Origin of the sequence: Mycobacterium sp. URHB0044, from assembly GCF_000620625.1 — a bacterium.
GTDB lineage: Bacteria > Actinomycetota > Actinomycetes > Mycobacteriales > Mycobacteriaceae > Mycobacterium.
Map to the genome: position 1 here is coordinate 1 of NZ_JIAW01000034.1, position 18,507 is coordinate 18,507.

At 67.5% G+C, this 18,507-nt stretch carries 19 protein-coding genes; 5 read left to right on the forward strand and 14 right to left on the reverse strand.

The window, feature by feature from the left end; all coding sequences use genetic code 11:
• Positions 1–40: 40 nt before the first annotated feature.
• From N536_RS40480 to fabG, 5 genes are all read right to left on the reverse strand, one after another.
• Positions 41–1,240: an IS30 family transposase gene (locus N536_RS40480; protein ID WP_029117133.1), complete on the reverse strand. Its 1,200-nt coding sequence runs from the start codon at positions 1,238–1,240 to the stop codon at positions 41–43.
• A 228-nt stretch (positions 1,241–1,468) separates the two neighbouring features.
• On the reverse strand, positions 1,469–2,209 hold the full coding sequence (locus N536_RS0135560) for an ABC transporter permease (protein WP_036438855.1): 741 nt from the start codon (positions 2,207–2,209) through the stop codon (positions 1,469–1,471).
• A gap of 67 nt (positions 2,210–2,276) precedes the next feature.
• Entirely contained in the window at positions 2,277–3,083 is an 807-nt protein-coding gene (locus N536_RS0135565; RefSeq protein ID WP_029117964.1) for an ATP-binding cassette domain-containing protein, read from the reverse strand.
• Entirely contained in the window at positions 3,080–3,532 is a 453-nt protein-coding gene (locus N536_RS0135570) for a MarR family winged helix-turn-helix transcriptional regulator (RefSeq protein ID WP_029117965.1), read from the reverse strand. Before N536_RS0135570 ends, N536_RS0135565 begins: the two co-directional genes overlap by 4 nt.
• A gap of 27 nt (positions 3,533–3,559) precedes the next feature.
• A complete protein-coding gene (gene fabG / locus N536_RS0135575) occupies positions 3,560–4,333 on the reverse strand; it encodes a 3-oxoacyl-ACP reductase FabG (RefSeq protein WP_029117966.1) in 774 nt (257 codons plus the stop codon).
• A gap of 85 nt (positions 4,334–4,418) precedes the next feature.
• Between fabG and N536_RS0135580 the strand changes: the two genes are divergently transcribed.
• Positions 4,419–4,769 (forward strand): hypothetical protein, encoded by a 351-nt coding sequence (locus N536_RS0135580; protein ID WP_029117967.1) that lies wholly within the window; start codon positions 4,419–4,421, stop codon positions 4,767–4,769.
• Positions 4,770–4,778: 9 nt separating this feature from the next.
• On the opposite strand, the gene glgX is transcribed toward N536_RS0135580, so the two are convergent.
• Positions 4,779–6,935, reverse strand: coding sequence for a glycogen debranching protein GlgX (glgX, locus tag N536_RS0135585; protein ID WP_029117968.1), 2,157 nt, complete (start codon positions 6,933–6,935; stop codon positions 4,779–4,781).
• A 102-nt stretch (positions 6,936–7,037) separates the two neighbouring features.
• Here glgX and N536_RS0135590 point away from each other — a divergent pair, with 102 nt between their 5' ends.
• Positions 7,038–7,871 (forward strand): enoyl-CoA hydratase/isomerase family protein, encoded by an 834-nt coding sequence (locus N536_RS0135590; protein ID WP_029117969.1) that lies wholly within the window; start codon positions 7,038–7,040, stop codon positions 7,869–7,871.
• Here the strand turns inward: N536_RS0135590 and N536_RS0135595 are convergent.
• The 7 genes from N536_RS0135595 to N536_RS0135625 form a co-directional block, all read right to left on the reverse strand.
• Positions 7,868–8,431 (reverse strand): isochorismatase family protein, encoded by a 564-nt coding sequence (locus N536_RS0135595; RefSeq protein ID WP_029117970.1) that lies wholly within the window; start codon positions 8,429–8,431, stop codon positions 7,868–7,870. The two genes, N536_RS0135590 and N536_RS0135595, sit on opposite strands and share 4 nt — an antisense overlap.
• An 18-nt stretch (positions 8,432–8,449) precedes the next feature.
• Entirely contained in the window at positions 8,450–9,754 is a 1,305-nt protein-coding gene (locus N536_RS0135600) for a hypothetical protein (protein WP_029117971.1), read from the reverse strand.
• Positions 9,751–10,173, reverse strand: a complete 423-nt coding sequence (locus N536_RS0135605; protein ID WP_036438859.1) for a hypothetical protein — start codon at positions 10,171–10,173, stop codon at positions 9,751–9,753. Before N536_RS0135605 ends, N536_RS0135600 begins: the two co-directional genes overlap by 4 nt.
• A 5-nt stretch (positions 10,174–10,178) precedes the next feature.
• Positions 10,179–10,358 carry a hypothetical protein gene (locus N536_RS40485; protein WP_036438852.1) on the reverse strand — a complete coding sequence of 60 codons (180 nt, stop codon included), beginning with the start codon at positions 10,356–10,358 and terminating at the stop codon, positions 10,179–10,181.
• Positions 10,359–10,391: 33 nt separating this feature from the next.
• Entirely contained in the window at positions 10,392–12,218 is a 1,827-nt protein-coding gene (locus N536_RS0135615; RefSeq protein WP_029117973.1) for a hypothetical protein, read from the reverse strand.
• 102 nt (positions 12,219–12,320) lie between these two features.
• On the reverse strand, positions 12,321–13,088 hold the full coding sequence (locus N536_RS0135620; RefSeq protein WP_029117974.1) for an isocitrate lyase/phosphoenolpyruvate mutase family protein: 768 nt from the start codon (positions 13,086–13,088) through the stop codon (positions 12,321–12,323).
• Between the two features lie 8 nt (positions 13,089–13,096).
• On the reverse strand, positions 13,097–14,491 hold the full coding sequence (locus N536_RS0135625; RefSeq protein ID WP_029117975.1) for an acyl-CoA dehydrogenase family protein: 1,395 nt from the start codon (positions 14,489–14,491) through the stop codon (positions 13,097–13,099).
• Between the two features lie 102 nt (positions 14,492–14,593).
• On the opposite strand from N536_RS0135625, the gene N536_RS0135630 reads away from it, so the two are divergent.
• Together N536_RS0135630 and N536_RS42475 are read left to right on the forward strand one after the other, a co-directional pair.
• Positions 14,594–15,097 carry a hypothetical protein gene (locus tag N536_RS0135630; protein ID WP_029117976.1) on the forward strand — a complete coding sequence of 168 codons (504 nt, stop codon included), beginning with the start codon at positions 14,594–14,596 and terminating at the stop codon, positions 15,095–15,097.
• 52 nt (positions 15,098–15,149) lie between these two features.
• Positions 15,150–15,332 carry a hypothetical protein gene (locus tag N536_RS42475; RefSeq protein ID WP_155948880.1) on the forward strand — a complete coding sequence of 61 codons (183 nt, stop codon included), beginning with the start codon at positions 15,150–15,152 and terminating at the stop codon, positions 15,330–15,332.
• A 122-nt stretch (positions 15,333–15,454) separates the two neighbouring features.
• On the opposite strand, the gene N536_RS0135640 is transcribed toward N536_RS42475, so the two are convergent.
• On the reverse strand, positions 15,455–18,109 hold the full coding sequence (locus N536_RS0135640; RefSeq protein ID WP_051575017.1) for an NB-ARC domain-containing protein: 2,655 nt from the start codon (positions 18,107–18,109) through the stop codon (positions 15,455–15,457).
• A 247-nt stretch (positions 18,110–18,356) separates the two neighbouring features.
• On the opposite strand from N536_RS0135640, the gene N536_RS43245 reads away from it, so the two are divergent.
• Positions 18,357–18,507, forward strand: a 151-nt coding sequence (locus tag N536_RS43245; RefSeq protein ID WP_369798506.1) for a helix-turn-helix domain-containing protein, incomplete at its 3' end; no start/stop codon positions are given.

The following is an 18,507-nucleotide window of genomic DNA, read 5'->3' on the forward strand; positions in this document are numbered from 1 at the left end:
CTCAATGTCAAGCGGTTACGACAACATTCGGCATTCCTGGCTAAGCGGCTGGGGCGAGGAGGGCGGCGAGTCGGTCGGCGGGGGTGTCCAGGTCGAGAGTCGGTCGGGGCCGTGTGTTGAGTTTGTCTTGGATGCGTTTGAGGTCGGCTTTGGTGTGCACGCGCAGGTCGGTGCTCTTTTCGAACCAGAATCGAAGCAGTCGATTGGTGTTCTCGTTGGTACCTCGTTGCCAAGGTGAGTGGGGATCGCAGAAGTAGACCGGCGCCTGTAGCTGCAGGTTGATGTCACGCCAGTTGGCCATCTCACTTCCCCGGTCCCAGGTGATCGTGCGACGCAGATGGGCCGGCAACTCGCTCATCGCCTCGATCATCGCGGCGGCCACCGAGTCGGCGGTGTGGTCGGTGGGTAGGTGCAACAGGATGGTGAACCGGGTGCTGCGCTCGACCAGTGTGCCGATCGCACTGGTGCATCCGGTGCCCAGAATCAAATCGCCCTCCCAATGCCCTGGCACGGCGCGGTCGGCGGCCTCGGCGGGGCGGTCGCTGATGGTGAACACGTCATTGAACTTGCCGCGTCGCTCCGCCCGGCCCTGGGTCTTTCGCGCGGACCGCTTGGTCGACAGGCACTTGTGCAGATCGGCACGCAGCTGGCCACGGGTCTGCACGTAGAGGCACTTGTAGATGGTTTCGTGGCTCACCCGTGCCAGCTTGTCATCGGGGTGATCTCGAGCCAACACCTCGGCGATCAGCCCCGGGCTCCACCCGTCATCCATCCAGGATTCGATCTGGGCGCATAACACCGGATCGTTGAGCGTGAACTCCTTGGGGCGCTTGGCTTTCTGCGTGGCCCGGGCGTGGGCCATCCCGGCGTGGTAGTCCCCGTCGGGGTTGCGGTTTCGGTCGACTTCCCGCCAGATGACGGCCCGGTCACGGCCGATCTGACGGCCGATCTCGGCGTAGGAGAGTTTGGCGTCGAGCCCGCGCATGATCTCGATGCGTTCATCGAAGTTGAGCCGGTGGCCCCGCCCACCCGGCCCATTCAGGTCACCGGGCTCGAGCAGACCCGTCGCACTCTTGCTGTTTCGTCCAAGACGCATCGCTCCAGCGTCACGCCACCACAACCCCGCCGTGTTGTACGACACGCCCACACCCGCGGCTGCATCCCGAACCGACTCACCCCCGCACACCCGATCGAACAGCTCCCGACGGACAGAACGCGAAAACGGATAACCACACGGCACAGCAACCTCCAGCTACCAGGGATGTTGCACTGACCGTATGAATCTGCCCCCGGATTGTCTCGTCAAATGCACACTGGCGCAGCCCCTCAACGCTCCGAGCGACTTTCGGGTGCCGGTCGGCGAAAAGTCGCTCGTAGGTGGGCAAACGGGGTAGTGCCTGGCTGGCTGGCTGGCTGGCTGGCTGGCTGGCTGGCTGGCTGGCTGGCTGGCTGGCTGGCGGCTGGCTGGCTAGCGCACCAGTCTGCGCAGCAGCGCCGACGCCGCGACGACGCCGAGAATCGCTGCCACCAATAGGATTCCGATGTCCATCCACGTGTTGCCCGGCGTGCCGAGCAGCAGCGCCCGCAGGGCGTTGACCTCGTAGCTGAGCGGGTTGATCGCCGACAGCCACCGCAGCCAGTTCGGCATCACGTCGACCGGATACAGCGCGTTGGAGGCGAAGAACAACGGCATCGTGATCGCCTGGCCGATGCCCATCAGCCGGTCCCGGTTGCGCACCAGACCCGCCAGCGTCATCGACAGGCACGCGAAGAATGCCGACCCCAGCACGACGACTCCCATCGCGGCGAGGATGCGCAACGGGTTGGCGGTGAGGTGAATTCCCATCAGGTAGGCGATCACCAGCACGCCGACCACCTGCGCGACCGACCGCACGCCTGCCGCGAACGACTTACCGGTGATGAGGGCCGATGCCGGCGACGGCGTCACCATCAGCTTGGCCAGGATCCCCGCGTCGCGGTCCCACACGATCTGGATGCCGTAGAAGATCGAAATGAACAGCGCCGACTGCGCGATGATGCCCGGCGCGAGGAAGGCCAGATACGGCACGCCGCCGGTGTCGATGACGTGCAGCCGGGAGAACGTCTGGCCGAAGATCAGCAGCCACAACGCGGGTTGCACCATGCGGGTGAGCAATTCACTGCGGTCATGGCTGAGCTTCTGCAGTTCGACGAGCGCGAACGCGCCCATGCGCCGCAGCAGTCCACCGACGCGCTTCAGGCCGCGGGGCGCGCGGATCAGTTCGACCTGGGTACCGTCAACTGACACGGCGGGCCGTCCTTCTGCTGGACCGGACTTCGCGCAGACCCTGTCGGGCGGCGTCCTCGGCGAGGTCCTCACCCGCGTAGTGTCGGAACACGTCCTCCAGGGTCGCGTTCGGAGCCACCGTCGTCTTGAGATCCGTTGGCGTACCCACGGTTTGCAGTACGCCGTGATGCATGAGGGCGACCCTGTCGCACAGCGCGTCGGCCTCCTCCATGTAGTGGGTGGTCAGCAGCACGGTCATGCCGAACTCGTCCTGCATCCGAGCCACCTGCGACCAAACGCCGTCGCGGGCAATGGGATCCAGGCCAACGGTGGGCTCGTCGAGGATCAGCAGCGACGGCCGGTTCACCAGCGCCTGCGCCAGCTCGAGCCGTCGCACCATGCCACCGGAGTAGGTGCCCGCGAGATTTCCTGCGACGTCGAGCAGTTGCATCGCCTCCAGCGCTTCGTCGACGCGGTCGCGGCGCTGCTTGCGGGGCACGTCGTACAGCCTGGCGAACAGCTCGACGTTCTGCCTGCCCGTGAGCGCCGATTCGATCGAGAGTTGTTGCGGCACATAGCCGATGTTGTGGCGGATGTCCATGGTGTCACGCCGGGCGTCGAGCCCGAAGATCTGCACCTCGCCGTGCTGGATCGGCGTGAGCGTCGTGAGCAGCCGCACCACCGTGGTCTTGCCTGCCCCATTGGGGCCGAGCAGTCCCATCGTCTCGCCCGCATGCACGTCCAGGCTCAGGTCGTCCACCGCGGTGAAGTCGCCGTAGCGGTGCGTCAGCTGCACGCAGTTGATGGCGTCGGTCATGCTTCCTCCTCGCGAAGCATCTCGGTCACCTCGGCGAGCACCGCCAGCCCCTCGGTCAGCCGGTCCATCCGATCGGGGTCGAGGCGCTCGAGTGCCGCGGTGAGCGCAGCCCGACGTGCGGCGCGAGTCTCGTCGGCGAAGCGCTGGGCCGACTCGGTCAGTCGCAGCCTGCCGACGCGGCGGTCCTCGGGGTCGACGCTACGCACCAGCAGGCCGTCGGCCGACAACCGCGACACCAGCGTCGAGGCGGTGTTCGGTGCGAGTCCGAGTTCGGCAGCGGCCTGTCGCACGGAGATGCCGGGTTGCCTGGCGATCAGCCGCAACAGCTCGGCCTGCGACTCGGGAAGGCCGGCACCGATCGCGGGGCGGCCACCGGAGCGGCGGACCACGCGCCGGAACCGACCCACCGTCGAGAACAGTTCGGAGACGAGATCGGTCTGGGTATCCACCCCGACCACATTACCTCTGTTACAGAGCTAACTTAAACCGTCGAGCGATTCGGGAAGCACCTGACCGCCGTCGACGACGAGGGCCTGCCCGGTGACGTAGGCCGCCTCGTCGCTGGCCAGGAACGCCGCGGCGTAGCCGATGTCCTCGGGCGCGCCCAGCGTGCCCGCCGGGATGGACCGCGCCATGCCCGCCAGGTACTCCTCGCCCATGTCCTTGAGCCCGTCGGTCAGGATGTTGCCGGGCAGCACGGCGTTGACGGTGATCCGGTGCGGCGCCAGCTCGATCGCGGCGGTGCGCATGAAGCCCAGCTGTGCGGACTTCGACGCTCCGTAGTGCGACCACCCGGTGAAGCCGGTGATGGGCCCGGTGATCGAGGACGTCAGCACCACCCGCCCGCGGCCGGACGCGATCAGCGCGGGCAGGCACGCCTGCACGCTGTACACCGTGCCCTTGACGTTGACGTCGAGCACCTCGCCGAGTTGCTCCGGGGTCATCGTCGCCAGCGGGGCGTCGGGGAAGATTCCGGCGTTCGCGCACAACACGTCGATGCCGCCGAGCGTCTCGACCGTGGCCTGCGCCATCGCCGTGCAGGACGCCGGATCGGCGACGTCGGTGATCACGCCGATCACCTTCCCCTCGCCGAGCCCGTCGAGATACCCGACGGCGGCGTCCAGGTCACCCTGGGACCGCGCGGCGATCGCGACGTGCGCACCCGCCGTCGCGAACACCGTGGCGATGCCGCGCCCGATGCCCTTGCTGCCGCCCGTGACCAGTACCGACTTGCCTGCGAAGGAGAACACGTGCCTCAGTGTCGGGCATCGCGGCGCATTCGGCAGGTCGGGCGGGCCGGTTTAGCCGTGCCACGGGCCGGGCAACCGATCGTGCGTGGACACCGCGCAACCAGACCAACCAGACTTCGAGTCCGCCAACGACGAAGGTGGGGTCGACGACACCTTGCGGCCGGCGGAGGCTCTCGACTCCGACGACGTGCGCAACGAGGACGGGGACACCGTCGTCGACCCGCCCGAGGATTGGAGCGCGGCCGAACGGGCCGACGACGACCGCACCCTCGACGACCGCTTGGCCGAGGAGGTCCCCGATCAACCGGGCACCGGCGGTGGCGTCGCACCCGACGACGAGCTCGACCGGATCGATCCCGAGGACACCGGCACCAGCGCAGGCCAGATCGACGGCACCCCCGAGGACGGCGACTCGCTCTTTCCGATCGTCGAGTGAGTCGAGTGATCAGCCCTGATCGGGCACGGCCTGCAGGATCAACGTCGCACGTGCCTCGACGGTGATCTGGGCGGCCGCCTTCACCAGCGCCGCATCCTCGACCGGGGCGTCGGCTCTGGTGTCGATGACCGGTTGCCATTCCGTGCCGAATTCGGTTGGCGGGAGGGTGAACTCGATGTCCTCGTGGTGCGCGTTGAAGCACAGCAGGAACGAGTCGTCGACGATGCGCTGACCGCGGGTGTCGGTGTCGGGAATGCCCTGCCCGTTGAGGAACACGGCGACCGACTTCGCGAACGCCGTACCCCAGTCCTCACCGGTCATCTCGGAGCCGTCGGGGGCGAACCAGGCGATGTCGGGCAGCCCCGCCTGGCCGCGCCGGCCCACCGGCTTGCCGCTGAAGAACCGTCGCCGACGGAACACGGGGTGCGCGGCGCGTAGCGCGGTCACCGAACGGGCGAACTCCAGCATCTCGTCGTCGGCGTTGGCCCAGTCGATCCAGGTGATTTCGTTGTCCTGGCAGTAGCCGTTGTTGTTGCCCTGCTGGGTGCGGCCCAGCTCGTCGCCGTGCGAGAGCATCGGAACGCCTTGCGATAGAAGCAGAGTCGTCAGGAAGTTACGCTGCTGACGGGCACGCAGCGCGCTGATCTCCGGATCGTCGGAGGGGCCCTCCACGCCGCAGTTCCACGACCTGTTGTGGCTCTCGCCGTCGTTGTTGTTCTCGCCGTTGGCCTCGTTGTGCTTCTCGTTGTAGCTCACCAGATCTCGCAACGTGAAGCCGTCGTGGGCGGTGACGAAGTTGATCGACGCCACCGGGCGGCGGGCGGTGTGCTCGTAGAGGTCGGCCGATCCGGTGAGGCGGTAGGCGAATTCGTCGAGGGTGGCGGGCTCGCCGCGCCAGAAGTCGCGGACGGTGTCGCGGTACTTGCCGTTCCACTCCGTCCACTGCGGCGGGAAGTTGCCCACCTGGTAGCCGCCGGGGCCGACGTCCCACGGTTCGGCGATCAACTTGACCTGGCTGACCGTCGGATCCTGTTGTACGAGTTCGAAGAACGTCGCGAGCCGGTCGACGTCGTAGAACTCCCGCGCCAGCGTCGAAGCCAGATCGAAGCGGAAGCCGTCGACGTGCATCTCGGTCACCCAGTACCGCAGCGAATCCATGATCAGCTGCAGGGAATGCGGATGGCTGACGTTGAAGCTGTTGCCCGTGCCGGTGTAGTCCATGTAGTACCGCTTGTCGTCCTCGACCAGCCGGTAGTAGGCGGCGTTGTCGATCCCACGCATCGACAGCGTCGGGCCGAGGTGGTTGCCTTCTGCGGTGTGGTTGTAGACCACGTCGAGGATCACCTCGATGTCGGCCTCGTGCAGCGTGCGGACCATCGCCTTGAACTCCTGCACCTGCCCGCCGGGCGAGCTGCTGCTGGTGTACTTGGAGTCGGGCGCCAGGAATCCGATGGTGTTGTAGCCCCAGTAGTTGGACAGGCCCTTGTCGATCAGCGTGGCGTCGTTGGCGAAGTGATGGACGGGCATCAGTTCGATTGCCGTGACGCCGAGGCTCTTGAGGTGGTCGATGATCACCGGGTGCGCGACGCCCGAGTAGGTGCCGCGCATCTGCTCGGGGATGTCGGGATGCGTCTCGGTCAGTCCCTTGATGTGGGCTTCGTAGATGACCGAATCGGCGTACTCGTGTTTCGGCGGGCGGTCGACGCCCCAGTCGAAGAACGGGTTGATCACCACCGACTTGGGCATGCTCGCCGCGGAGTCGTCGTCGTTGCGGCTGTCGGGGTCGCCGAAGTTGTAGCCGAACAGCGACTGGTTCCATTCGAAGTTGCCGTCGATGGCCTTGGCGTAGGGGTCCAGCAGCAGCTTGTTGGGATTGCACCGGTGGCCCGCCGCGGGGTCGTACGGCCCGTACACCCGGTAGCCGTAGTGCTGCCCGGGCTCGACGCTCGGCACGAAGCCGTGCCAGACGAACCCGTCCATTTCGGGCAACGTCACGCAGCCGGTCGGTGTGCCGTCGGGGTCGAAGAGGCACAGTTCGACGCGCTCGGCGATGTCACTGAACAGCGCGAAGTTGGTGCCCGACCCGTCGTAGGTGGCGCCGAGCGGATAGGCCTTGCCGCGCCAGATGTCGGGGACGTCGACGTTCGAACTCGGGGCCTGGGTCAAGACGCCGCCTTTCGTATTGCTTGGAACCGACCCAGGCGACGATACGGCCCGCCCGGGTGCGGGAGCATGGCGGGCGAGACCGTCCCATTGGAGGTAAGCCGCGTGTCCACCCACCCTGAACTGCCCGGTTACCGCACCCTGCAAACCAGCGTCGAGAACGGTGTGGGAACTCTCACGCTGCACCGGCCGGCCCAGCGCAACGCCATCGGCGGGGGCATGCGGGAGGAGCTGGCCGACGCCTACGCCCGGTTCGATCGCGACGACGCGGTGCGGGTGGTGGTGCTGACGGGCACGCCGCCGGCCTTCTGTGCGGGCGCGGACCTCGGGGCGGGCGACCGGACCTTCGCAGCACCAGGCCCAGACTTCAGCGCCGCGGGCATCGACGTGCCCGCGTGGTCGCTGAGCAAACCGGTGATCGCCGCGGTCAACGGCCACGCGTTGGGGCTCGGCCTGACGCTGGCGCTGCAGTGCGATATCCGCTTCTTCGCCGCCGACGCCCGCTACGGCGTGGTGCAGGTGCGCCGCGGGGTCGTCGGTGACGCGTACTCGCACTGGGTGCTGCCGCGCCTAGTGGGCATCGCCAACGCCGCCGAGGTCCTGTTGACCGGCGCCACCTTCGACGGGCATCGGGCCATCGAGCTCGGCCTGGGCAGCCGGGTGCTCGACGCCGCCGACGTGCTGCCCGCCGCGCTGGAGCTCGCGCACGACATGGCGGTGAACACGGCACCGATGTCGGTGGCCGCGAGCAAGCGGCTGCTGTGGGAGTCCTTCGACCTCGACCGCGAGGCGGTCGGCGCGCGTGAGACCGCGATTCATCGGCACCTGATGGGACACGACGACGCCAGGGAAGGCGTGCGGGCGTACCAGGAGCGGCGTGCGCCGCGGTGGACGGGCAGGCCGGTCGACCCAACGAGTGACCCCGGCCGAGACGTTTAGCCGACGACCTCTACGCCGGCCCCGCGCATGGTCTCGATGGCCGCGTCCGTCGACTCGGGTGCGACGCCCGCGGTCAGGTCCAGCAGGACCCGGGTGGTGAAGCCGGCGGCCTTGGCGTCGGCGGCGGTGGCCAGCACGCAGTAGTCGGTGGCGATCCCGACGACGTCCACGGTGTCGACGTCGCGCTGCCGTAGCCAGTCGGTCAGCGTGGTGCCGTTCTCGTCGGTGCCCTCGAATCCGCTGTAGGCGGCGGAGTACTCGCCCTTGGTGAAGCGCGCCTCGACGGCGCTCGGATCGAACTCCGGGTGGTAGTCCGCACCAGGAGTCCCCACGACGCAGTGCCGCGGCCAGGACGTCCGGTAGTCGGGGTCGTCGGAGAAGTGGTCGCCGGGGTCGATGTGGAAGTCCATGGTCGCGACGACGTGGTCGTAGGCCGCCCTGCGCGCGGGGTCGGCCAGCAGTGCGGTGATGTCGCGCGCGACGGCGGCGCCACCGGCGACGGCGAGGGAACCGCCTTCGCAGAAGTCGTTTTGGACGTCGACGACGATCAGCGCTCGCATGCCTTCAGCCTAAGGGCGTCAGCCGCCGAAGAGCAGGTACAGCCCGGTGAACGTGTAGCCGACCATGACGAACATCATCGCCAGTTGGCCGGTCACCTGGTGTCCTTTGGGCAACAGGTGCAACGCGCGGTCGTGTGCTGCCACGACGCCCGCGATGTGCCCGGCCACCACGAAGCACACCTTGAGGGTCGCCAACACCGTGGGATGCGTCGACAGCACGTAGCCCACCTCGGCGTGCAGGCCGAACAACTGGATCACGGTCTGCTGCCCGCGCTCGACCAGATAGGTGAGGTAGTGCGCGAACACGTAGCCGATGACGATCGGGATCAGCGAGTGCGCCATCCGGCCGGGCAATTCCCGCCGTACCCGAACGTCGACGCCGCCCGTGGCGCGCGCCGCCAGGCTGAACGTCGTCGCCACCACGGCGACGAACACCAGCAGGCCGAAGGTCCGGATCGTGACGGCGCCGAACGGCACCGAATCCGCATGGGCGTCAACGAAATTGCGCCACTGCGGCATCGCCGAGAAACTGTCGAACGCCGTCGACCCCAGCAGCACCGCCAGCACCGTGACGGTCCCCGGACGCACCGGCATGGACGGCAGGTGGTCGAACGGGTTGCCGATCGCGATCCGGCCGTCGGCGTTGCGGCGCAGCGGTGACAGTCGCGACGCCACCACGCCGTACACCTCGAACGGGTCGGCGCGCGCACACCAGCGCATCCCGAAGACCAACGTGCCCGCGAGCGTCACACCGAGGTACAGCAGAAGCCAAATCTTAACGGCCGCAAGCGATCCCGGGTCGGCGCTGGCGAGCTCCAGCCACACGAACGCGAACAGGCCAAGCGCCGCGGGCCAGTATCCCCAGGCGGCCGGATACGCAGTGGGCGCAGCCCGGCGCGACAGCGGCGTCAGGCGGTACAGCGTGCGCACCGGCGACACCGCGCGCCACACCGGCCCGACGGCCAGTGACAGCGCCACCAGACCGACCCAGAGCAGCACGTAGACGACCCCGGGCAGGGGGTTGCGGCCGTCCTGCGGGCCGAAGACCGCGGCGACCGCCACCCAGACCGCGAACAGCAGCACCACCAGTGCCGCCGTCCACCGGGTGACGGGCGCATCCACGATCGTGGTGAGCCGCGCGGGTAGCGGCCTGCCCGGCTTGGCCGCGTCGAACCGCGGCCTGCGCCAGGCCAGCGCCACGACCGCGAACGTGAACGTCAGCGCCCACGCCGCACCGATCAGCGCGTACGTGTAGGGGATCGGCAGATCGGAGGAACCGCCAAGACCATGCGCGAGGACCACCGTCGGCCGATCTCCGGTCACTGCACCGTGACGGTGGCGATGGTCTTGTTCAGCTGGTGCAGTTCGATGTCGACCTTCCCCGGCACGTCGACGGTGAACTGGAACGACTGACCGTTCTTCGGCTCGACGTTGAACGTGTGCTCGGGATTGGAGTGCACGTGCAGCTGGTCGGCGACGTCGCTGTTGATCCGCACGACGATGGGATCCTTTGCCGCGGAGTGGAATTGCGCGTTGGTCGGGGTCACCTCGCCGCCCTTGATGGTGACGTCGATGACCAAGCGGGTAGGCGGATTCTGCTCGTCGGACATCTGCGGGGCGCCGGTGGAGGCGGGTGCGCTACCCGAGGGGGTAGTCGCGCTCTCCGAGCCGGTCGATCCGCCGCAGCCTGCGGTGATGAGCGCGGCTGCGGTGAAGGCGGTCAGTGTCTGGATGATCTTCAACGTCGTCACGTCGAACCATCTTGGTCGCCGGGCCCTTCGCGTTCACTGTGAGTCCCGTCATCCTGGCGCCGGTCACGCCTCGCCACCCAGAAGACCACGCCGGCCACGGCGATCGCCGGGACGAACGCGGGGATGGCCAGCAGCAGCCCGTGGTGGGCCAGGATCTCGACGTGGCTCGTACCCATCACGACTGCACGCCCATCACGACTGCACGCCCATCACGACTGCGCGGTCGGCTCGTACTCGAGTTTCGTGGTGACCGGCTCATTGCGGTTGATCCGGCCCGCACCCCACGTGAGCCCGCCGATGAGGATCAGCGTGCAGCCCAACACCACCAGGCAGCCGACCGTCCACAACACCTGCGGGGTGTCGGGCTTGCGCTCCCGCTGCAGGATCGTCAGCTCCTGGACGAACGGACGCGTCATCGACGCCGTGGCGGGCACCTCGGCGGCCCCGATGCCGGGGTCGGCGGCGAGGTAGACGGGCACCGCGGTGAAGGTGTTGCCGTCGTGGACGCGCAGTAGCGTCTTCCACTCACCCCAGACCGGGACGGGTTCCACCGTGCGGTAGTGACCGGGGCCCACGCGCTCCAGGTTGTCGACGACGAGACCACGCTGGTGGGGCAGGCCGCCCTGCCACGACAGCATCGACACCCAGTTCGGGTGCTCGCTGACCAGGCCGGGCGGGTTGATCCGGATGTCGGCGTTGACCATGCGTTGCTCGCCGCTGCCGGGAACCTCGGTCAAAGAGATTGCCGCCGTGGCGTTCTGGGGCACGTCGTAGCGCAGGCCGTTGGCCGTCGCCCCGCCGATCACCAGGACGGTCGCGACGACCAACCCGATGCCGATGGCGCGGCGGGGGAGTCGCTGGCCGGTGAGGACCATGCCCGCCATCGCGCCGCACCCGCCGGCCAGGACGGCGGCGGGCACAGCCATCGCCAGCGCTTCCGGCCACATGCTCGACGGCCACGGGTAGTGGTACACCGCGTCGACCCACAACGACTCGAGCCACAGCCCCACGGTGCCGACACCGAGCCCGCTGAGCAGTCCGAAGAGCACGGGGCGCTTCAGCAACGGCGTCAACCCGAGCAGTTCGACCACGATGGCCGGGCCGAGATACAGCGCGAACCAGTTGATCGGCGCACCGAGGAGGGGCCCGACGACCAGTGCCACGCCACCGCGCAGGCCGATCGCCAGCAGTGCCGCGATGAGCGCGGCGCCGCGGCCCAGCATGATGCGGGCGGCGACGAGGGCGAGCGCGCCGGCCGCGGCGATCAGCATGGGCTGGAACACCTGGCGGAATTGCGCTACGCCGAAGTCGAATTCGATCTGGTAGACGGACAGCCCGACGAGGACACCGCCGAAGCCGAGGTACTGAACGAACTTGATGAAGATGCCGCCGCGGGGCGCGTCGTCCCCGGCGGCGCGTCTGCCCTCGTACTCGAGCATCAGCGCGGTCAGCGTCGAGAAGCCGGCGCCGCCGATCATCATGAGGTGAGTGGGCCCCCACAGCGTGACGTCCTGGCCGAAGATGCGGTGCCAGATGTCGTCCAGCGGGAAGCCGGTCAGCGCGTACAGGCCGCAGCCCGCCATCAGGATGCCGCCGACGGGCGCGTACCAGTTGCGGGTGATCCGGACGGCGGCCGGTCCCGGCTTGTCGTAGGGCAGCACGCAGGCCAGGCAGCCTGCGACGAACAGCAGGAAGAGGCCGAAGAGGATGAAGTAGTGGGCCGGGTTCGCCAGCGGGCCTTCGTCGCGGCCGTTGCCGATGTGCAGGCTGACGTCCCAGATGAAGCCGAACAGCGCGCAGATCAGCGTCGTGATGAACAATGTCATCGGCAGGGCCACCCACGGCGGCCGCTTGAACTTGCGCCCGGTCCACTCGGCCAGGTCGTTGAGCCACGTGATCCGCCGCATCCGGTGCAGGTAGCCGATCCACACCAGACCGGCCGTGATGATCAGTGCCACCACCGACATGCCGATGACCTGGTCCAGCGCCGCGCCACCACCCTCGCTGGCCGCCGCGACGATCTGCGAATGCGCCATTGTCAATCCCCCTACGTCGAGTTGAAGCAACCTTCCTGACTCGCCGGTAATATTGCCAGAAATCCGTTGGGTGAAACCAGGGGTACCGGGTAATTACCTGCGCTAACTGCCTTTGGCGTACCTGACGAGGCCTTCCTGCATGTCCGGGTAGGAAATCGCGCTGGGAAACTTCAGCCCGGCCCGCGCCGCGACCGCCACCGCGACGGCGGCGTGCAGCGCGGCCCGGTAGGGCAGCGAGCCGGTGGACACTCGACGCACCCCGAGCGCGGCGAGATCGACCGGGGACATCCCAGGAATCGCCAGGACGTTCAGCGGCCGGTCGATGGCGCCCGCGAGCTCGCGGAGCACCTCGGGATCGGAGACGCCGGGGATGAAGACGCCGTCCGCCCCCGCCTCGACGTAGCGGCGGGCACGCTCGACGGTCGCGCCGACGTGCGCGTCCTGGCCCACCCAGTAGGTGTCGACCCGCGCGTTGACGAAGACGTCGGGCACCCGCGCCTTGATCGCGCCGATCTTGGCGGCGAGCACGCCGGGGTCCACCAGCGTCTCGGCAGTGCTGTCCTCGATGTTGATGCCGTCGACGGGAAGCAGGGCCACGTAGTCGGCCACCGTGCCGGGGTCTGCCGAGTAACCGTCCTCGACGTCGAGGCTGAGGTGACAATCCAGTGGGCGCAGCGCGTCGGCCAGGCGCAGGTTCGCCTCGCGCGTCGACCCGTGGGCGTCGGGAGCGCCGTGGCTGGCGGCCACGCCGAAGCTCGTCGTCCCGATCGCGCCGAAACCCGCCTCGAGCAGCGCGAGCGCCGACGGCACGTCCCATGCGTTGGGCAGAACCAGCGGCAGGTCGCCGTAGTGCAGATCGCGAAACGTCATCGCCTAGCTCATTTCCGTGGTGGCTGAAGCACTTTCATGGCGAGTTGCATGACGGGCTGCGGGATCCGGTCGCGCAGCGCCAGTGCGGTGTTCGCCGCGCGGGTCCGCGCAGGCGTACCGCGGCCGAACATCGCATTGAGGGGGCCGCCCGTCGGCTCGAGGTGGACGTGTAGCGGCGGCTTGCCGTCGGATGCGCCCAACGCATTCGAGACGACGATGCGCTGAATTTCGCTGGTGCCCTCGAAAATGGTGTACAGCTTGGCATCTCGATACCACTTCTCGACGGGGTGGTCCTTGATGTAGCCCCACCCACCCATGGTTTGGATGGCTCGTTCGGTGGTCTCGACGGCGACCTCACTGGCGGCCAACTTCGACATCGACGCCTCGCCGCGGTTGAACGGAACGCCTGTGGCGGCCATCCACGACGCCCGCCAGGTCAGCAGGCGCGCCGCGTCGATCTTGGTGGCCAGGTCGGCCAACGGGAATGCGACGCCCTGGTTGTCGATGATCGGTGCGCCGAACGCCTCGCGTCGGTTGGCGTACTCGGTGGCGTATTCCAGTGCCGCCCTGGCGATTCCGAGTGCCTGCGCGGCGACCATCGGGCGGGTCTGCTCGAACGTACCGAGGGTCGCCGAGCCCGAGTGCTTGGCCCCGGCGACCGCTTCACGCGCCCTGGCCAGCTTGTGCTCGAGCTTGTCGTCACCGCCGAGCAGGTTGGCGGCCGGAACCCGCACACCGTCGAACTTCAGCTCGGCGGTGTGCGATGCCCGGCAGCCGAGCTTGTCGAGTTTGCGCACCAGCTCCAGGCCCGGTGTGCCGCCGGGCACGACGAAGAGCGCCTGTCCGCGGTGCCCGAGTTCCTCGTCGACGACGGCGTTGACCACGTGGACGTTGGCGATGCCACCGTTGCCGATCCACATCTTGTGCCCGTCGATGATCCAGTCGGCGTCCTTTCCGGAGCCGTCGCGGCGGGCCCGGGTGCGCAGGTTGCGCACGTCGCTGCCGCCCTCCGGCTCGGAGATGGCCAGGGCGGCCAGCTTGAGGTCCCCGGGTGTGCCGAAGCACTCGGGCGCCCACTGCAGCATCTGTTCGGGCGTCGCGGCCTGCCCGATCGCCGACAAGGCGAGCGCGGGCATCACGATCGCCAGGCCAATCCCCGCGCAGCCCCAGAACAGCTCCTCCATGAACAGGGGAAGGGACAGTCCGGTCGGGTCGCCGATCAGGTCGCGGTAGAACAGCGGGCCGTAGAAACCGCGTTCCGCGGCCTCCTCGAGCACCGGCCACGGGAATTCCTGGCGGGCGTCGTAGTCAGCGGCGACGGGACGGATCACCTGCTCGGCGAACTCGTGGGTCCGGCGAGCAAGGTCGTGTTGGGCGATCGTGGGAGTGAGGTCGAAGCTCACGCGCGCACTCCGCGTCGAGTACACATGTGTTCACCCATACCCACGATCGTCGATGGGGAATCGCCTCCGCTGTGCCGGGCTTCGTCGGCCTAGCCTGAGGTGGTGAAACTCGCGGCGCTGCACCTGCGGCAGCGTGACCGGCTGACGTGCGGGCCGGCCGTCGCCGTCGTGGCGGGCGCGCTGCTCGATCCCGCCTACCGGGCGAAGCTGGCCGGCCCGACTTGGTTCGACACCGAACAGGGGCGTGTGCACGCTCGGGTCAACCGGCTGTGGCCGCGCCGGCTCGGTACCACGCCGATGGGCATGGCCAAGGCGATGAGCGTGCACGGCGTGCGCTACCGCTGGCGGCGGTGCCGGGGACGCAGGGACGCCATGGCCGACGTGCTGGCCGACGTCGACGCGCACCGGCCGGTCGCCATGCTCGTCGGCCGGTTCGTCCCCCGGCACTGGGTGCTCATCGTGGAGAGATCCGGGCACGAGTTGCGGTGCTACGAGCCGTCGTCCGGGGCGGTCGTGCCCGTCGACGTCTCGGCGGTGCGGGGCGCGCGACTGACCGGCCTTGGCTTTCCGAGGGCGTTCGCATTCGTCGTCCCACGGTCGCGCTGACGTGTGAGTTTGTGGGTTTCAGCAAATGCTTGTCCGAACTAAAATCCAGTCCGTGACGCCAGTGGTCAAACGCTATGCAGTGATCACGTTCCTGGTCGCCTGGTTGGCGCTGCCGCTGTTCACGTTGGTGCTCGACAAACTGTCGGCCCCGTGGTTCCAGATCGCCTGCGCGGCCATTCTCGCCTTCATCGCGGCATGGGTGTGGTTGATGGTGCAAGCCATCCGCAAGGGTTAGCGCACGGCTGCGGCAAATCGGATACGGAGGGGCGCGGAAGTTTCCATCATGAATGCCGGCTTGAGGATCGTGAAGGTTCGAATCCAGCGGTGCAGAGCATGGGCGCAACCGTGACCAGACTGTCAGAACTCGGCTACCGGGACCGCTCCCAGCTCTGCCCGGGCCCGGTCGATTTGGTCATAGGCGTACGCGACGACGGCGGCCGTGGTCATCGATTCGCCGGTGCGCGCGAATGATTGGTAGGCCTGATCGCCGAGCGTGTGCCGGAGGTGCGCGATGGTGGGGGCCAACTCTGGGACGGTCGCCAGCGATACGGGATTGCACGAGAAGCCGGCCAATGTCGCGGCGGCCTCGAATCGCCCCAGTCGGTCCAGGAATGCGCCGAGCATCGCGAGGGGGCCGACCAAACCCCCGACATTCCCCGAGTCATGCCAATGCCGAATAACAAGTGTCAGGTGGTCGATCGCCGCTACGGTGACGACCGGCTGCGCTTCGAATCGGGCCAGAGCCGTCGCGAGAATCGTTTTGGTGTACCGATTGCCGCTGTCTTGAGCAAGCGTGAACCCCTGCCGGCAAAGCGCGAGATCACGTTGGGAACTTGCTGAGCCCAAGCAGTATCCGTGGGCGGCAAGCGCGAAGGTATGCATGTAGGGGTTATTGCTGGCGACCGCTGCATCGATCAATCCGTCGGCCGCTTCTCTCGCCTCCTCCAAGCGACCGGCGAAGGCGAGCGCAAAGACACGGCAGGTACGAATGAGAACGTGGTTGTCACCTCGGCGGTCGAGCGACGTGCGGCAGAGTTCCGCCCATCGCTCAGGCTGCCCGATGGGCATATACGCTCCGCCGAGCGCGCCTTCCATCCCGTACGGCGCCGCATATGGGCTGCTCGCCAAAAGGGGCTGGCCGCTGTCGATGTACGCGAGCCCTTGATCGACCCGGCCCACCGTCCAGCACAGCGATGCGCCTACGTACAGGCTCGCCAGCCGCGGGTGCCCGATTGCGCTCGCCGGCTCGATCAGCTCTTCGGCCCACGAAACCGGCTCGAGGTTCTCGACGCAAAAGCCGATAAGCCAGGAGTACGTCGCAACGGACGCGGCCGTGTCCAAGTCGCCCCGGTCGGCGGCCCAGCGAAACGCCGTGCGCAGGTTGGCGAGTTCGGTGGCGAACCAAGCGTATGCCTCCCGTTGGCGCGGACTGTCCCACAGCGCGAGGATGGCAGTCTCGCGGTCGGCGAAATACTGTGCGTGGGCCGAACTCGCTTCTCCCGCTTCGCCACGTTCGACGAGTTTCTCCTCGGCGAACTGGCGGATGGTCTCCAACATCGAAAACCGGGTCTTACCCGTCGACCGATCTGCGACGAGCAAGGACTTGCGCACCAGTGTGTCGAGCAGGTCGAGGATTGTGAATTCGTCGGCATCGTCTACTCCCGACACGGCACGGGCGCCTTGAACGTCGAAGCCGCCGGCGAACACCGAACATCGTTCGAGCAGAGACCTTTCCGGCTCTTCCAACAGGTCGTACGACCAGGACACCGCCTGTCTCAACGTTTGGTGACGTTCGAGTCCACGCCGCGAGCGGACGAGCAGCTTGAATCGGTGGTCGAGGCGGTCGCGCATCTCGGTTGCGGTCATCGACTCCATTCGCGAGGCGGCCAGTTCGATCGCCAACGGGATGCCGTCGAGCCGACGGCAGACCTCCTCCACCGCCATGGATTCTTCAGCTGACAATGCCCGCGCCGCCCGATCCGCGAACAGCTCGACGGCCGCGACGACTTCCAGTGAGGGAACTCGCCATAACCGCTCGTCGGCGAGGCCCAGCCCCTCACGGCTCGTGGACAAGATCTTCACGGTGACCGATCCCCGGAGGATGAGGTCGATCAGGTCCGCCGCGGCGTCAACGACGTGCTCGCAGTTGTCGAAGACCAGCAGGCGGATCCTGCCCTCCAGTGCCGCTGCTATTGACTCACTCATGGTCATGCCCGGCTGCTGCGTGATGCCCAGCACTGCGGCCACTGCGTCAGGGACGGCCGCAGGATCAGCCACGGACGCGAGCTCGAAAACCCAGACTCCGTCTGGAAATTCGTCGGCTAGGACTGTGGCAACCTCAACCGCCAATCGAGTCTTACCGACGCCGCCCACTCCCGCCAATGTGACCAATCGATGCGATCGCATCGCCGATACGATTTCTGTGACATCGTCGTCTCGGCCGATTAGCCTGCTGCCTGCACGCCGCAGATTTCCATGACTGGAATCGATCGCCCGTAAGGGCGGAAACTCCGAGCGCAAGCCCGGCGCGGCGAGTTGAAAGATCGCAATGGGGTTCGGTAAGTCCCGCAGCCGGCGCGGTCCGAGGTTCACTAGCTCGACACCGGCGAGCAGACCGGCCGTCGAGTCGGCTACCAGAATCTGGCCGCCGTGCCCCGCGGCCATTACCCGCGCGGCACGGTTGAGCACGGTTCCGAAGTAGTCCCCGTCTCGTAACTCGGCCTCGCCGGTCGCCAGCCCCATCCGTACGGGTAACTCGAGTTCGCTCTGCGCATCCACGGCAGCGCCGACCGCCGACATCGGCGATGTGAACGCCGCGGCCATCCCGTCACCGCTGTGACTGAAGACGATGCCCTCGTGCGCCTCGATTGCCGAGCGCAACACCTTGTCATGCGCGGCCAGCGCCACCCGCATCGCATCCGCGCCGGACTCCCACCGACGGGTCGAACCCTCAATATCGGTGAACAGAAAGGTCACCACGCCTGACGGCGGGCCCCCCACGGACACCCGCACAGAATGTCACACAAAACCCTCGTCAACGCGGCATTCGCGCTCGTCCTCGCGCGACGGCCAGCTTCGAACATATGATCGAACAGTGGGCAAGCTCCAGTCGATCGGCTATGTTATCTCCCAAGACATCGGTGACAGTTCTGCATCAGGACATCGGTGACACTTCGGGTGGTCTTGGTGGTGACACTTCTGCCCCAAGGTTCGGGTGGTGGCCGTCAATGAACCCATCGATCCTGTCGTTCGCCTTGCGATCTCGCAGTGGCCCGATGACGCCCCTCGCGGTGCGGTGTCAACCTTCTGCGCCGAGCACGGCATCTCCCGTAAATCGTTCTACGCGTTGCGTAAGCGTGTGAAGACCGACGGGCCGGCAGCGGTGCTCGAACCCAGGACACGACGGCCGA

Coding starts and splice junctions, on each gene's coding strand:
- N536_RS0135620 (WP_029117974.1), bottom strand. CDS start 13,088: ATGACGTTTCGCGATCTGCACTACGGCGACCTGCCGCTGGTTCTGCCC.
- N536_RS0135615 (WP_029117973.1), bottom strand. CDS start 12,218: ATGGCGCATTCGCAGATCGTCGCGGCGGCCAGCGAGGGTGGTGGCGCG.
- N536_RS40485 (WP_036438852.1), bottom strand. CDS start 10,358: ATGGGTACGAGCCACGTCGAGATCCTGGCCCACCACGGGCTGCTGCTG.
- N536_RS0135565 (WP_029117964.1), bottom strand. CDS start 3,083: ATGACCGACGCCATCAACTGCGTGCAGCTGACGCACCGCTACGGCGAC.
- N536_RS0135560 (WP_036438855.1), bottom strand. CDS start 2,209: ATGGGCGCGTTCGCGCTCGTCGAACTGCAGAAGCTCAGCCATGACCGC.
- N536_RS0135595 (WP_029117970.1), bottom strand. CDS start 8,431: ATGCGAGCGCTGATCGTCGTCGACGTCCAAAACGACTTCTGCGAAGGC.